The 14,166-nt window shown below is 36.6% G+C and carries 14 protein-coding genes; 2 read left to right on the forward strand and 12 right to left on the reverse strand.

What is annotated here, in order from left to right; all coding sequences use genetic code 11:
• The first annotated feature begins 68 nt into the window (after positions 1-68).
• Complete coding sequence (locus WC707_04350; GenBank protein MFA6066380.1) at positions 69-1,670, forward strand: ankyrin repeat domain-containing protein; 1,602 nt, start codon at positions 69-71, stop codon at positions 1,668-1,670.
• A 16-nt stretch (positions 1,671-1,686) separates the two neighbouring features.
• A complete protein-coding gene (locus WC707_04355) occupies positions 1,687-3,147 on the forward strand; it encodes an ankyrin repeat domain-containing protein (GenBank protein ID MFA6066381.1) in 1,461 nt (486 codons plus the stop codon).
• Here the strand turns inward: WC707_04355 and WC707_04360 are convergent.
• The 12 genes from WC707_04360 to atpD all read right to left on the reverse strand — a co-directional run bounded on the left by WC707_04360 (position 3,144) and on the right by atpD (position 14,154).
• The gene (locus tag WC707_04360) at positions 3,144-3,857 is read right to left on the reverse strand and encodes an ATP-binding cassette domain-containing protein (GenBank protein MFA6066382.1); all 714 of its coding nucleotides are present in this window, start codon (positions 3,855-3,857) and stop codon (positions 3,144-3,146) included. The two genes, WC707_04355 and WC707_04360, sit on opposite strands and share 4 nt — an antisense overlap.
• Positions 3,844-4,500 (reverse strand): amino acid ABC transporter permease, encoded by a 657-nt coding sequence (locus WC707_04365; GenBank protein MFA6066383.1) that lies wholly within the window; start codon positions 4,498-4,500, stop codon positions 3,844-3,846. Before WC707_04365 ends, WC707_04360 begins: the two co-directional genes overlap by 14 nt.
• Complete coding sequence (locus WC707_04370; protein ID MFA6066384.1) at positions 4,493-5,260, reverse strand: transporter substrate-binding domain-containing protein; 768 nt, start codon at positions 5,258-5,260, stop codon at positions 4,493-4,495. The genes WC707_04365 and WC707_04370 overlap by 8 nt, the downstream gene beginning before the upstream one ends.
• 115 nt (positions 5,261-5,375) lie before the next feature.
• Positions 5,376-6,116, reverse strand: a complete 741-nt coding sequence (locus tag WC707_04375) for a tetratricopeptide repeat protein (protein MFA6066385.1) — start codon at positions 6,114-6,116, stop codon at positions 5,376-5,378.
• A 91-nt stretch (positions 6,117-6,207) separates the two neighbouring features.
• Positions 6,208-6,957 (reverse strand): hypothetical protein, encoded by a 750-nt coding sequence (locus tag WC707_04380; GenBank protein MFA6066386.1) that lies wholly within the window; start codon positions 6,955-6,957, stop codon positions 6,208-6,210.
• Positions 6,958-7,025: 68 nt separating this feature from the next.
• Positions 7,026-7,721, reverse strand: coding sequence for a hypothetical protein (locus tag WC707_04385; protein ID MFA6066387.1), 696 nt, complete (start codon positions 7,719-7,721; stop codon positions 7,026-7,028).
• Between the two features lie 29 nt (positions 7,722-7,750).
• Positions 7,751-8,806, reverse strand: coding sequence for a hypothetical protein (locus WC707_04390; GenBank protein ID MFA6066388.1), 1,056 nt, complete (start codon positions 8,804-8,806; stop codon positions 7,751-7,753).
• A 171-nt stretch (positions 8,807-8,977) separates the two neighbouring features.
• Positions 8,978-9,667 (reverse strand): hypothetical protein, encoded by a 690-nt coding sequence (locus tag WC707_04395; GenBank protein MFA6066389.1) that lies wholly within the window; start codon positions 9,665-9,667, stop codon positions 8,978-8,980.
• A gap of 200 nt (positions 9,668-9,867) precedes the next feature.
• Positions 9,868-10,803, reverse strand: coding sequence for a hypothetical protein (locus WC707_04400; GenBank protein ID MFA6066390.1), 936 nt, complete (start codon positions 10,801-10,803; stop codon positions 9,868-9,870).
• A gap of 66 nt (positions 10,804-10,869) precedes the next feature.
• Entirely contained in the window at positions 10,870-12,489 is a 1,620-nt protein-coding gene (locus tag WC707_04405) for an ATP-binding protein (GenBank protein MFA6066391.1), read from the reverse strand.
• Positions 12,482-12,724 carry a hypothetical protein gene (locus WC707_04410; protein MFA6066392.1) on the reverse strand — a complete coding sequence of 81 codons (243 nt, stop codon included), beginning with the start codon at positions 12,722-12,724 and terminating at the stop codon, positions 12,482-12,484. The genes WC707_04405 and WC707_04410 overlap by 8 nt, the downstream gene beginning before the upstream one ends.
• Positions 12,721-14,154 carry a F0F1 ATP synthase subunit beta gene (gene atpD, locus WC707_04415; GenBank protein ID MFA6066393.1) on the reverse strand — a complete coding sequence of 478 codons (1,434 nt, stop codon included), beginning with the start codon at positions 14,152-14,154 and terminating at the stop codon, positions 12,721-12,723. Before atpD ends, WC707_04410 begins: the two co-directional genes overlap by 4 nt.
• Positions 14,155-14,166: the final 12 nt, after the last annotated feature.

Here is a 14,166-nt window from a genome sequence, read left to right on the forward strand (position 1 = left end):
TTTATTTTTGTTCTTATTTTTTTCTATTGTATACATAAAACACGCACAATATTTTAGAAAGAATACGTATGAACAAAAAAACAATCTTTATTCTGTTAATTATAATTTTTTGGGCGCACCCTATACCTGTTTCATTTGAGCGGCTCATATTAGTTGATGCCAAAGGGAAACTTCAAAAAACCGTTGATCTTATAGGAGACGCCCATCTTGCAGTACGCGAGTCAGTTAGGCGACCATCCCGAGGCAAAAAAGAATTATTATTAACCCATAATGTAGAGGGTACAGAGGTTATTGAACAAAAACTTTTTACCACTGCAGAAAGAACTCTTCTTATCGCATTACGTACATTACATAAACGTTCTGAAAAAATTGATATATTATGGGAAGCTTTACCAAGAGACTTAGTTATACAATTGAAAATTAATGTACCATTTCTTTTTTATTCTGGATTTATTGCTGAAAAAAAATTTGGCATGAATAATAAAGGCGGCTTAAAATTTATTAATGCCGATAGTTATAGAAGAACATTTGGACCAAATGGTATCTATGTAGATATGATACCAACATTTATAACTCAACCTGGAAAAATCGATCCAGACATTTTGCAAAAATATACTTTTAGCATGGTTGATTTTAAAAATTGTTTAGAAAAAGTAATCGAAGCTTTTTCACAGAAATCAGCTCAGATTCAAAAAAAATCTCCCGAAATATATGCACATATTGAACCATACTGGACCAATTTAAAAAACATATGGCAAAAAGAAATCATCGAAGAAATGATAGACCCTGCGTTGATAAAAAATAAAGATATAAACATTCCTGAATTTTTAGCCAGCCTAACATTTGAACAAATAGATATATTTTTTTCAAATGTGCTTCATCAAATCATAAACACCGAAATATTGTTTCAAATTATCGGCTCTGACACAGAGCATGTTATCGCGTACACGGGAGCTGCCCATAGTATAGTTGTAAGAAATATCTTATTGCAGCATTTTGGCTATCAAACTGAAATCGCTATTAATGTCGTCGATCCTACCATGAAATACTTGTTTCCACTTTCTCATCGAGCGTGGCAATTTTTACTTGAATCCCCGCAAGCATCATTTCAAAAATATAAACACCGAAAAAGGCCATTATTATTTAATGAAACAGAACGCGAACAGCAATTTTATACTATTATTGAAAAAATGAATGACGTAAGCCTAGAGCAAGAAGCAGCGCAAAGTGCTTTTATTAAAGAGCAGCTTGAACCATTTTTTAAAAAATCTGATAAAAGCTACATCAATTTTTTAGAAACACATACGGCTGATACGTTTGAAACATTATTATTTAGTGCCGTAAAAAATAACTTGCCAAACATTGTTGAATATTTAATACGCAAAGGGGCGCGAGTTAATACTGCCAATATATATGGCGGAACTCCCGTACACTATGCAAGTGCCACGTTGCCATCGCCAAGAATATTTACATTTTTGCTCAAGAATGGCGGAGATATTACGATACAAGATAACGCAGGCAGAACACCCATCGATATTGTAAATGAAGAATGGAAAGCTCAATTGGACAAACTATTAAAAACAAAAACTGAAAAAAGTTCCCGCACACTCGTACACTCTTTGCAACAATTAGAAAATAATTTAACCATGTTATACAACTATCTTATATAGAAAAAAAGAAATAAATATGCACAAAAAAATAATCTTTATTTTGTTAATTATCAGTTGTTGGGTACATCCTATACCTATCTCATTTCAACGGCTTATGTTGCTTGATGCACATGGAAAACTACAAAAAACGATTGATCTTATTGGGGACTCACATCTTGCTATGCATGAGCGCGTTAAACGACCATCCAGAGGCAAAAAAGAATTATTAATTGATATTGAGCAAAACCTTTTTACTACTGCAGAAAGAACCCTTCTTATTGCATTACGCACGTTACAGAAACGCCCTGAAAAAATTGATGTATTATGGGAAGCTATTCCACACAATTTGGTTTCAGGCCTAACACCTAGCCAAATACCATTTCTTTTTTATGCTGGATCTACACTTGAACAAGAATTTAATACTACAGGCAATGCACAATTTATTAACGCTGATCGCTATAGAAGATCGCTGGGTCCAAACGGCATCTATGCAGAAATAATCATGCAAGCGATACAAAAAACGCAAGCAGTTGATCCGCAAACAGGTAAAGTTGCAACTTTTAAAATAATAGATTTTAAAAATGATTTAGAAAAAATAATTGCACATTTTTCAGATGAGCTAACTCATATACACCAACAACCTGAATTATTCCAAACCCATATAAAAGATGTATGGCAAAAATATATTATTGAAGCAATGCTCGATCCGCTGTTACAGCACAATAAAGATGCAACTATCCATGAATTATTAGCGCCTTTATCACAAGAGGCCCAGCAAATACTTTTTAACAATATGGCATTTTTTATTACAGATATGGAAATGCTCATTAAAATTATAAGATCTGACAAAGCGCACATTATTTTATATGCAGGAGAGAAACATACCAATTCTGTCAGTAACGTATTATTAAATAATTATTATTATAAGCCAGAAATTACCATTAAGCCCATAATACAGCCTCATATGACATATATTTTCCCCCTTGCTCACAAAACATGGAATTTTTTACTCGAGTCTCCGGAAGTATCATTTAAAAAATATAAAGCACATCAGCGCAAGCAATTAATATTTGATGAAACAGAGCTCGAGCCTGAATTGTATACCATTCTTACCAGAATGAATGAACCAGAAAAGAAAGACGCTTTTATTAAAGAACAACTTAAACTTTTTTCTAAAAAATCTCATAAAGGTTATATTGATTTTTTAAAAGCTCATAGAGCAGATACGTTTGAAACACTGTTATCTGTTGCAATAAAGAACAATTTGCCAAAATCTGTTGAATATTTGGTACGTCAAGGGGCGCGCGTTAACAGTATTGATATTTTTGGAAAAACTCCCGTGCACTATGCGTGCATGCTACCCTCTCCAAAAATATGCATGTCATTACTGAACAAAGGCGCACATCTTAATATATACGATAATGACGGCAGAACGCCGATTAATTATGTAAATCCAATGTGGAAAAATCAAAAAAAATTTACGGGCACTATAAATTAGTGCCCGCTAACAAATTTGTAAATGAGCGGATAGTTTTCTGGAGATTTTTTAAAATCATCAGAAAAAGCGGTTTGAACAATTTTACCACCATCCATTAAATAAATAGTACAAGCAAGGCGCGCAATAAGATGCGTGTCATGTGATGCCACCAACACCGTGTACCTTTGATCAGCTAATCTTTGAATAGAATCTGCGACGTAATTGGTCAACAATGGGTCCAGCGCTGATGTAGGCTCATCCATGCAAATAACTCGCGGACGCACAGACAATGCACGTGCAATTGCTAAGCGTTGCTTTTGACCACCGGACAAACGAACAGCGGGAACATGTTCTTGCTCACTAAGATTATATTCTCGCAATAGTAAACGAGCTTCTAATATCGCCTGCTCATGTGGGACCCCCAACCCCTTTTCTAGGGGGAACGTAATATTATCGAGAACCGTCATATGATCAAACAAATTAAACTGCTGAAAAACCATACCGAAGATATGCGAGTATGTATTATTTTCTGGATGAATAACAGAATTATTATACGTAATTACTCCAGAGTCAGCAGGCTCTAGAGCATTGAGAATGCGTAACAGTGTCGATTTGCCAACACCTGAAGCCCCGAGCAAGAGCGCAACTTCACCCTCTGCAACCGACAAAGAAATATTGTCCAAAATTTTTTTATTATTAAATGTTTTTGAAAGATTATTAATACTGAGCATTGTTTAATCGCTTTTCGTAATAATTAACCAAACTAGAAAGCGTGGTTGTCATGATAAGATATATAACCGCTAGCGCGCAATAAACAGATAAGGCATCATATGTATGACTAATAACAATTTTGCCCTCTTGATATAACTCTGTAACCCCAATAATAGATGCCAAACTTGAATCTTTAATAAGCGTCACCGCTTCGTTGCCTAATGAAGGCAAAACAACGCGTAGCGCCTGCGGCATAATAATGTATCTGATAAGATCTATTCTTTTTATGCCTAGTGTTTTTGCCGCTTCTATTTGCCCTCTACTTACCGAATTAATTCCAGAACGAATAATTTGACTCACGTATGCACTACTATTAAGACCTATTGCTATAATTGCTGCTGACAGCGCTGATAAAGATAATCCTGTGATTGATAAAATATAATATAAAAAAACAATGTGAATAAGCATAGGCGTACCGCGTATAAGCGTCACATACACCATGACAAAATTCTTTAATAGCGTACTGTTGCTTGTTTGTGCGATACCCAATAACACTCCCACAAAAAAACCGATACCCAGAGCCGCACTTGCAATACATAAACTGACTGCCGCGCCATGCAGGAGACTTGGTAACGCTGCAATAATAATCGTCATATTAATCATGCGATAGCCATGCTTCTTTATAATGTTGAATTGTACCGTCTTCTACCATATCAGTGATGATTGAAGCTACTTTTTGAGCCAGCATCGGATATTCTTTACAGAGAGCAAGAGATACTGTTTCAGCAGCTTCTTCCAAGATAAAAACATTGTAATCAGTAATATTATTTTTTTCAAAAAATGGTTTAACAGCTTGCGATGCTATCACGTATGCATAACCCCTACCATGACTCAATGCCAAAAAGGCATCAGAAACAGTACCTAAGCGCCTTATCTTGATCCCAGGAAATTGTGACATATATACATCGGCGGTATATCCCTGATTAACAATAACCTCTTTACCTTCCAAATCTTTCAATGATGTAACAGGGGCATTCGATGCAAGTGATACAACGACCAACTGATCGCCCGTCAAATGGGGTGGCGCAAAGAGCACCCGTTCAGCTCGAGCAGGCGTTGCTGTCAAACCTGCGGCAACCATATGAATAGTGCCCAATTGTAATTGAGGAATAAGAAGTTCAAACGGCATATCTTTTAAAATAAGCGGCTGACCAAGGCGTCGACACACTTCATTAACGATGTCTATATCAAGACCAACAATTTTATCGTTTTCTTTAAATGAAAATGGCTTAAAATCAGCCGATGTTCCAACAATAATGGGAGACGGGATTTCTGGCAATGTGCGCTGAGTGATATAATTGAACCAAAAAAGGATTACAAAGCTAGTAACGATAAAAAAAAGTATGATAATTTTTTTTTTCATGAAGATCCCAAATTCGGCACGATAAGACTAGAAAGTTAGGCTTTAATTTTAATAGTTATAGGTAATTTGTCAATAATCCATCCCATTCGATCAAAGTAATGGGATGGCAAAACTATTAATGCGTATGCGTCAGCAAATTTTTGTTAAATACGATAAAGCCCAGATTATAATACGGCATTCTATAGTGCGGATTAAGCTCTATAGCCTTTTTTATCATATCAAGCGCTTTTTCCGTATCTTCCATCAAAAAATATGCGCACCCAAGATCATTATACGTAGCATAATTATGTTTGCTTATTTCTAGCGCTTTATTAAACCATGCAATAGCCTCATCAAGCTTATCTTGGTCATATGCCAGCGTCCCCAAATTATGATAAGCATAATCAAAATCTGCATGTTTTTTGATTGTTTCTTCAAAATAATTTTGCGCTTTTTCAAAATCATGCATATGCAAATATAAGATACCCAAATTATTACTAATCGGAGCACTCAATGGATCAATAGCATAAGCTTTTTCCAAAAATTCTTGCGCCGGCTGAACAAGCCCGTTTGATACAAAAAGCGTACCCAGGTTGTATGCCGCGGCAGCGCTTTTTTCGTCAACTTCAAGAGCTCTTTTTAAAACCTTTATGGCTTCATTAAATGACCCCTGAGCTGCCAACAAGGCCCCCAAGTTACATAAAATATGTGAAGAGTCCGGGCTCGTTTCTAGTGCTTTTTTATAGCATTCCAGCGCTTCCTTAATTTCTTGTTTATCAAAATGCTCCTGCCCTTTTTTAAACAAAACATCAGCTTCTGCTGTTAAACCCGGCGCCGCATTATAATACATATAAGGCGTTGTCAGGGTTGTGGTCATTAAATTGCTCTTGTTTATCATACGATCAACTCACTCATAAAAAAATAATACTATTCTTTTGAGCATACATCTTTTTACGGCTTAAATAAACCTACAGGGTCTTACTCAGGCTCAAAACCGGCGGCGCACACTTATGTTTTGGTTTATATGAAATAGTTTTAAATTTATTTTTTTTAGATGTATTTTCAGCAGCCAATTCAGCTTTTTTAACGTCTTCAAGATCTCTCATCAACTTCTCACGAGCCGCAACGATAAAGCAAGCTGGATCAAATTCTGCTGGATCATACAGTTCTGGATGCAGTATAGAATAAACCCCACCAAGATCAGTTTGTATATCCTTAAACAGTGGGTTTTCTTTCATGCCATTAAACATGTATCTCGTTAAATCCACACGGCAATCATCTACAACTTCTTTAAGCGCGGTTGTCAAAACCACTTCTAAAGCGCTCAAAGCATTAATAGCTTCAATAATACTATTCTTCTTATTAAAACGCTTAGACTTAACAATATCGATTGATCTTGCGAAAGTACTTTTCCAAAGATCATCTATACTTTGTTTCCTCTCGCGCTTAATTTTGTTATCGTCTTCTTCTTTTTTTTGAGTTGCTTGTTTAGCCTCATCATTTTTCTTATCTCTCTGCAACCTAAGACCATACGCCAAATCTTGAATTGAAGCATCAAATATTTCTGATGAGTTACGCTTAGTAGCAAAATCATCGTGCAATTGTTGCTGAGTAGCCGTCCCTACATCGCTAATGCTTCTTCTTTTAACAGCTCCGGTACACAAAGCAGCAAATGGGATACTGCTCAACACGAAAAATACTATATTATTTTTTATCATAAAAACTTTCTGATACTTTTCTGGGTGGTGCCGATCGGCACCACCCAATTATAAAGCCTTAATTAAACTTATTGGTTATCGATGCCCGCAAGCGTCACAACTGGCGCCATGCTCTTAGGCCTTTTATTAGCCTTTATTTTTGTTACGCTACCGTCATGAAAAACATAACCTTCACGCAATAATAATGTTGTTCTTATTTTGCTTATAAGGGTAACAAGATTGGTTTTATTTACTTGCGCATCATACTGAAAAGCTGGCTTACTGATCAAAATTTGCTCTATATCATGTCGTATTTTTTTTAAACACTTAGCGTTATCTATGCCGCTAAATACAAGACTCGCTACGTGCTCATCAGCCATAACATGCGAACGATTGGTTGCACTATATTCATCAGATGGGTCATACGGAAAATAAATTTGATTCATATCAAGGCAAGTAATCAAAATTTCTTCATATGTATCCACAAGCGCTAATGCAGTTTTAGCAGACTTGTCTTTTGAACTCGACTTATGATGAGTAACGCATTCAAAAAGCTGAGCGCCTTTTGCCCTCTTTTGATCAATGGTACTTAAACGCAATTCTTCCAATGCCCAACGTTCATCAAACTCCTTCTTCGATCGAGCATTTTCTTGCTCTTTAGCACTTCGCACATCATTCTTAGAATCTTCTGCAGTGATGCTATTTCTGGTTGATGTTAATCCGGTACAAATGGTAGTAAATGGTAATGCAGTTATTACAACAAACATTATGGTATTTTTAATCATAAAAAAACTTTCTTAATAAAATATTAAACTTAATTATTTTCTTGTGTAATCAATTGATTTGCTGAGCCAACTAACGTACTACTTTCATCACGAAGAAGCTGTGTAGTGGCTGAATCAGACAAATGGCTTGCATCTCTGACCAGCGAGATATTTGATGTGCTAGGCAAACTGTGATGCTTCGACATCTTTGCATCACCCACCATATGAGATCTTAAAACTCTGTTTTTAACCTTCTGGCCAAAAGATATACGAGGTTGATTCTTCGATAATTCTTGTTCAGAAACATAAGCACCGTTTTGCGTTTCTGCCTCAGATAATAATGTGCATGCATTTTTCATGAAGGGCTCAATCTCGCTCTTATAAAAACTTACATCAAGCTGCGCAGACTCCATCGCAAGACAAACAGTATAATATACTGTTTCGATATCTCCGCGTATTATCTTAAAATGCTCATTTTTATTTTCTAATATTTCACAAAATACTTTACGGATCCATTTATCATAAGGTCTGTAACCCGCAGCAGTTTTCACTTCTCTTGCAACGGCTCCATTATTTATAATCTCTTCCTGAGAGAATTTTGGGATCGCTACCATTTCATTCATAGCAATCAAATTCTGCACAACTGTCACATATTTCTTTAAGGCATCTATCGCATACTCCTTATGCCGACGAGCGCATTTTGCGTCATGCCAAAGCTGTAATGTATCATCAAGTTTATTTGATACCTCTTCCATGCGCGCCTCATGCTTGGCCACAATTGCGTTCATTTCAGGAAGTTCTTTCTCATCCAATGCTATCTTCCGCTTGGCTTCAATTTTATATATCGCATCTATCGCATCTCCAATCAAATCATTCACAAATTCAGAAGCGTCAAATGTCTTTTTTGGCACAATAACTTCTTCTACAAATAACAATGTTGCTAATGCAGAAGAGGCAACAGGTTCTGACGCTGGCTCTAACTTGATAACGGGCATTTCTGTGATAACCATTGATCTCGGTCGTCCACCAACTTTACTCAGCCTCGTACACAATGTACTAAAAGGCGTTATGCTGATCACAGCACACATTAAAATATTTTTAATCATAAAAACTTTCTTAATATTAATAGATTTATCGTAATAAAAAACAATTTAGAATATTTTTTTCTTACCTTTCGCGCAATAAAGGCTGCCCGCACTGTGCAGATTTAAAAAATTATTAATTGCTCTGCAGAGCTGGCGGCTAACCAATAGTACAGTTATATTTGTTAATAAAAGTTAATTACCTTGAAGTGAAATGTTAGTCGCTCTACGAACGTCATCGCCACCAATAAGCTGCGATAATCTGGAACCATCCGTAGATAAGGTTTTGATGTTATTTTCGTGTTTTTTGCCAAAACCTAACCAAGCACTCTTCTTGCTGATCGCCATCGCGTTACTATTAACCCGCTCAGACCGCTGCGTTCGTTTTTCACTCACACATGTGAGAAAGCTGCTTAAATATGATGATAATACAAGAGGCCCTTTGCATTGTTGTATTAATTTTAATTGAGCAGATTGTATCATATCGGCAAACGCGATCTGCCCCACTAGTACCGTGAGCGCATTTTCATCAAGCAGTCGTGAAATTTTTTCATGTTGTTGTTCAATATCACTACGTATTAATCTAAAAGGCTTATGCCGATTTTGTGCTATTTCATTAAATATTTCATGAATCGACTCATTGTAATCTGACACTTGCAATAAATCATTCATATTAACAAAATTATTTAAAATAGTTTCATACATTTGCAAAGCGTAAACAGCTGGGATGACATAATTACTATTGCTAGAAATTTTTACCTTCTGCCGCAACTCATGAGTCTTGATATCAATTCTCTTAACTTCATACCTATTAACATTTTTCATGCACATAGTAGAAAATGGCAGGAGCCCGCTCAACACACATATCATAATATTTTTTACCATACATACTTTCATGTATTAATATATTATTGTAATAAAAGAACACAGTAATTATAGCAAAAATATTAAAATATTACCTTATATTTTCTAAGTTTTTATACAAGAATATAGCGCGCAATGTGCTGATTTGAAGCTTATTATCGCTCCTGCACATTGCGCGCTATATTTATAATAAAATTATTTCTATTAATTAAATAAAGTCATTATTCTTCATCTGAAGATGAATCAGGCTTTTCCATGCAACTTTGACTTTTAGTGAGTTGCTGAGACGTTGTCTCCAATGTCAAATGAGGCTTTGCAATTTTTAAAGACTGGGCTTCGGATGGCGTTTTCTTTGTAAATGCATTCTTTACCGAAGTCATAAAACCAGGTTTCTTATTATTTTTTGATTCTTCTTTCGCGCTGGAAGTCTTTTTATTGTACTGTTTTTCTATTACAGCTAAACGCGCTTTTTCCATGCCTGTAGAAAGAATTTTTGGGTCATGCAAATTAACCGCAAAATAATCAGTATCTTGTAAAATATGACAATATAAATCTTCAATACTTTCTTTTCCATACCTAAAGGGGGCATGTCCATTGTTTAACATGTTATTAAGGACACGCCTTACAGCAATATTATAAGCAACATGTGGCACAATATCTTCACCCGCAGTATGTTTTAATGCCGCTCTATACCTGGTTGCGAGATCACTACATTGAAAAAAACTATATATAGCAGCTTCATATTGGCTATAGGCAAGAAGCGCTTTTTCAATGTCAGAACTACGACCATTAATGCGAGCAGTAGCTACAAGTGCAAGATTTTTCTCATATTTCTTTGCTATACCATAACAAGCCTTTAACTCAAGCTGAACTTCTTCTGACACGCTTGGAGCATCCGGCTCCTGAACAACAACAGCAGGCTTTACCAATTTAGCAAGAGCAACTTTTTCTGCTGCTTGAGCTATATCCTCGACAATCTCACCAATAAAAGCATGATGCGCAGGCGCAGTTGATGGATTGGTATTAGGAACAACGACAAGAGTAATACTGGACTTATCATCCTCGTCAATCTCCATCTTGCCATATTTTTTGCCTGTACCCACAGCAGCAAATGATACAAACGCCGTCAGAATAAAGAGAATATTATTTTTTGTCATAAAGACCCCTATAATTAATACATTATTGTAATAAAAAACAAAACTTTATTAATTATAGCACGTTAATTAAAAGATTTCTTGGATTATTTCATTGATATTTTTATGAACAACGCCTTGCATAGCGCGATAAAACTGTTCATCATAATTTCTTGTTTCTATCACGATGGGCATCATAACCGCGTGTCCAATCAGCATGGCCTGTTTTTTGCTTTCTAAAGAAGCGAGAATTGATCGCAAGTGATGAGCGTTGCTGACGCCATTAAGAACAGCCTGTATATCTTTTTCATCATGTAATTGTGCAATAATTTTTGTACCAATTTGAGACATGATTTCTGGGTCTATACCAGAAGGACGCTGATCAATCACCAAAAGCGAAACGTAATATTTTCTCATTTCGCGTGCAATAGTGCCAAAAATAGTTTGGCGTGCTGTTTGTGGATTTAAAAACTTATGGGCCTCTTCTATAGTGATCATTAATTTTTTTGGCTCATCATATAATGCACGACTGCCCAAAAACTTTTCCGTTTTTTGAATATACAGCGCATGAATACGGCGCGTAATAATGTTGGCAAGCAATAAGTAACAAAATGTTGATGTGTAATTACCAAACTCAATAATAATTGATATCCCGTTATCAATATATTCTATCATGCGATCAATAACATTTTCTTGGCGCGGCAAATCTTTTACAAAAAAAGGCAACCTTTCTATATGTTTCAACTTACGATACAAAGCAGCAATGGACTCTGGATGCGCACCAACACGCGCTGCAAACTCTTTGAGCGTATCACCGCTCTGTAAAAGAGCCATTAACCAATCTTTTTTATAATAAGCTGCTACAAGATATGCCGCTTCACAGGCAGTTGGATGTAGATTAAGCTCTTCTTGCAAAGAGAGAATATCTTCTACATGAATAGATCCGTAATCTAATAACATCTCAACATCCGGCGAACCACCACGGCGCCGCGTTGATGCAGGATCAAGAGAAAAAATAGCCACTTTATCATCAAACAGGGTCTTAAGCCCCTTAACAAACTGATTAGCATGGCCTTCTTTTCTAGCTTGCAAACCATATTCACCGTGCATATCAAAAATTAAGTTAACGGCTTTTTCTTGTTTTATTAATCCAGCAAGTACAAGTCTTGTTAAAAAAGTTTTACCCGTTCCTGTTTTTCCAAAAATGCCATTACTACGTTCTGTTAATTTTTCTAAATCTATGCAAACCGCAGCCTGCATATCCAAAGGATTCCCGATATTAAAATACTTTTTTGTAGGCTCCCGCTCATCGCCAAAGATTGATGCAATATCTGCTTCAAGCGCCTGACTTACCGGAGCAAAATGGCTCGGAATAGTTTTAACAGGCATAGGCTTATTATCATACGTCAGCATCAATAAAGGTTTAAGCCGCGCTGTAACATACATGCCAGTATTTTTAACAATATCCTGCAATAAAGTTTCTTGGTCTGTTGGCGGAAATAATAAAATATCTGGATGAGAAACTTCTAACGTTAAATCAGTGATTAATGAAAAAAACCTATGCTGCGTCCCCATAATGCATACAAATTTACCAGCTTTAATTTCTTCTAATGATACATGCGAGCTCATGCGCATGACAAAACCTTCAACCAAAGATCCTGATGTAATCATGCCAATAATGGCCTTGTGATTATTATTATTCTTATTCATGACAAATAATCGTAACACTATCTCGTTCTATTTTCGCAAGACCACCCTGCATAGCAACTGCCTCAAAAACACGCGCAGCCGTATACATATTAATGCTTTGAGCAGGTAAGAGAGTAATATATGGAACATGCCCATACTGAATAATCATGCTCCCAGAAGGCGTCTGAAGCTCTATCCACTGAACATTATACTCATGAGATTCCATGGGACGAATAATTTTAATAATAAAATTCACACAAGTTCTCGAGTTAATTTTTCTGCTTTTTCAAAAACTTCTTCCAATTGACCTACCATATAAAATGCCTGCTCAGGAAGATGATCAACTTCACCGCTAATAATACGTTTAAAATCAGCAACCGTTTTTTCTATTTTGACATATCTACCCGGAACGCCACTGGCAAATTCTGCCGTGAAAAGAGGCTGCGTCAAAAACTTTTGTATACGCTTTGCACGATTAACAATTTTTTTATCTTCCTGCGATAATTCATCCATCCCAAGAATTGCAATAATATCCTGAAGTTCTTTATAGCGTTGTAAAATAGATTGTACTGCTCGTGCAACCTCGTAGTGATCTGATCCAACAATAGAGCGCGCGAGTCCTTTTGAATTTGACTCTAACGGATCGATTGCCGGATATAATCCCAATGCCACCAATTTACGCGACAGCACCGTGCTTGCATCTAAATGCATAAATGTTGTTGCCGGCGCAGGATCTGTTATATCATCTGCGGGTACATACACGGCCTGAATAGATGTTATAGCGCCGTTAACCGTATTAGTAATACGCTCCTGGAATGCACCCATTTCTGAAGCAAGAGTAGGCTGATACCCAACAGCAGAGGGCATCCGACCAAGGAGTGCCGAAACCTCTGAGCCTGCTTGTACAAGCCTAAAAATATTATCAACAAACAAAAGGACATCTTTTTTTTCATGATCTCTAAAGTATTCTGCCATGGTCAAACCAGTGAGCCCAATGCGTAATCGCGCTCCTGGCATTTCACCCATTTGGCCAAATACCAAAACAGCTTTATCGAGAACGTCGAATCGCTTCATGTCCAGCCACAACTCGTTACCTTCTCTTGTGCGCTCACCAACACCCGTAAAGACGGAAACCCCTTGATGCTCTATTGCAATATTTCTAATAAGCTCTGTAACGAGAATGGTTTTACCAACCCCTGCTCCACCAAAAAGACCTATCTTTGATCCCTTAAGGTAGGGGCACATAAGATCAATAACTTTAATGCCCGTTTCTTGTATCTCATTTTCAATTTTTTGATCTATAAATGCGGGAGCATCCCTGTGTATAGGCAATCGCTCTGCTGCAACAAATGTCGGCAACTCATCAATAGTACGGCCTAATACATCAAAAATTCTTCCTAAAGTCTGAGGACCTACTGGTACCTTAATAGGGCCACCGGTATCAATAACTTTAAGCCCACGAGAAACTCCAAAAATATTTTCTAAGGCTATACAGCGTACAACGCCATCCCCTAATTGCTGCTCAACTTCAATGCTTGCCATTTTTTGAGCAGCTTGCCCTTGCATGGGAATCAAAATCTTAAGTTCATTATAAATTGCTGGAACCGTATCGCGATTAAACTCAACGTCGATAATAGTCCCACTGACGCGTAAAATAGTACCTGTGTTATTTGAAATATCACTCATGAAGTTCCTATA

This window comes from Candidatus Babeliaceae bacterium (genome assembly GCA_041660765.1).
Lineage (GTDB): Bacteria > Babelota > Babeliae > Babelales > Babelaceae > JBAZVR01.

Coding starts and splice junctions, on each gene's coding strand:
- WC707_04350 (MFA6066380.1), top strand. CDS start 69: ATGAACAAAAAAACAATCTTTATTCTGTTAATTATAATTTTTTGGGCG.
- WC707_04355 (MFA6066381.1), top strand. CDS start 1,687: ATGCACAAAAAAATAATCTTTATTTTGTTAATTATCAGTTGTTGGGTA.
- WC707_04360 (MFA6066382.1), bottom strand. CDS start 3,857: ATGCTCAGTATTAATAATCTTTCAAAAACATTTAATAATAAAAAAATT.
- WC707_04375 (MFA6066385.1), bottom strand. CDS start 6,116: ATGACCACAACCCTGACAACGCCTTATATGTATTATAATGCGGCGCCG.
- WC707_04405 (MFA6066391.1), bottom strand. CDS start 12,489: ATGAATAAGAATAATAATAATCACAAGGCCATTATTGGCATGATTACA.
- WC707_04370 (MFA6066384.1), bottom strand. CDS start 5,260: ATGAAAAAAAAAATTATCATACTTTTTTTTATCGTTACTAGCTTTGTA.
- WC707_04385 (MFA6066387.1), bottom strand. CDS start 7,721: ATGATTAAAAATACCATAATGTTTGTTGTAATAACTGCATTACCATTT.
- WC707_04400 (MFA6066390.1), bottom strand. CDS start 10,803: ATGACAAAAAATAATATTCTCTTTATTCTGACGGCGTTTGTATCATTT.
- atpD (MFA6066393.1), bottom strand. CDS start 14,154: ATGAGTGATATTTCAAATAACACAGGTACTATTTTACGCGTCAGTGGG.
- WC707_04365 (MFA6066383.1), bottom strand. CDS start 4,500: ATGATTAATATGACGATTATTATTGCAGCGTTACCAAGTCTCCTGCAT.
- WC707_04390 (MFA6066388.1), bottom strand. CDS start 8,806: ATGATTAAAAATATTTTAATGTGTGCTGTGATCAGCATAACGCCTTTT.
- WC707_04395 (MFA6066389.1), bottom strand. CDS start 9,667: ATGGTAAAAAATATTATGATATGTGTGTTGAGCGGGCTCCTGCCATTT.
- WC707_04380 (MFA6066386.1), bottom strand. CDS start 6,957: ATGATAAAAAATAATATAGTATTTTTCGTGTTGAGCAGTATCCCATTT.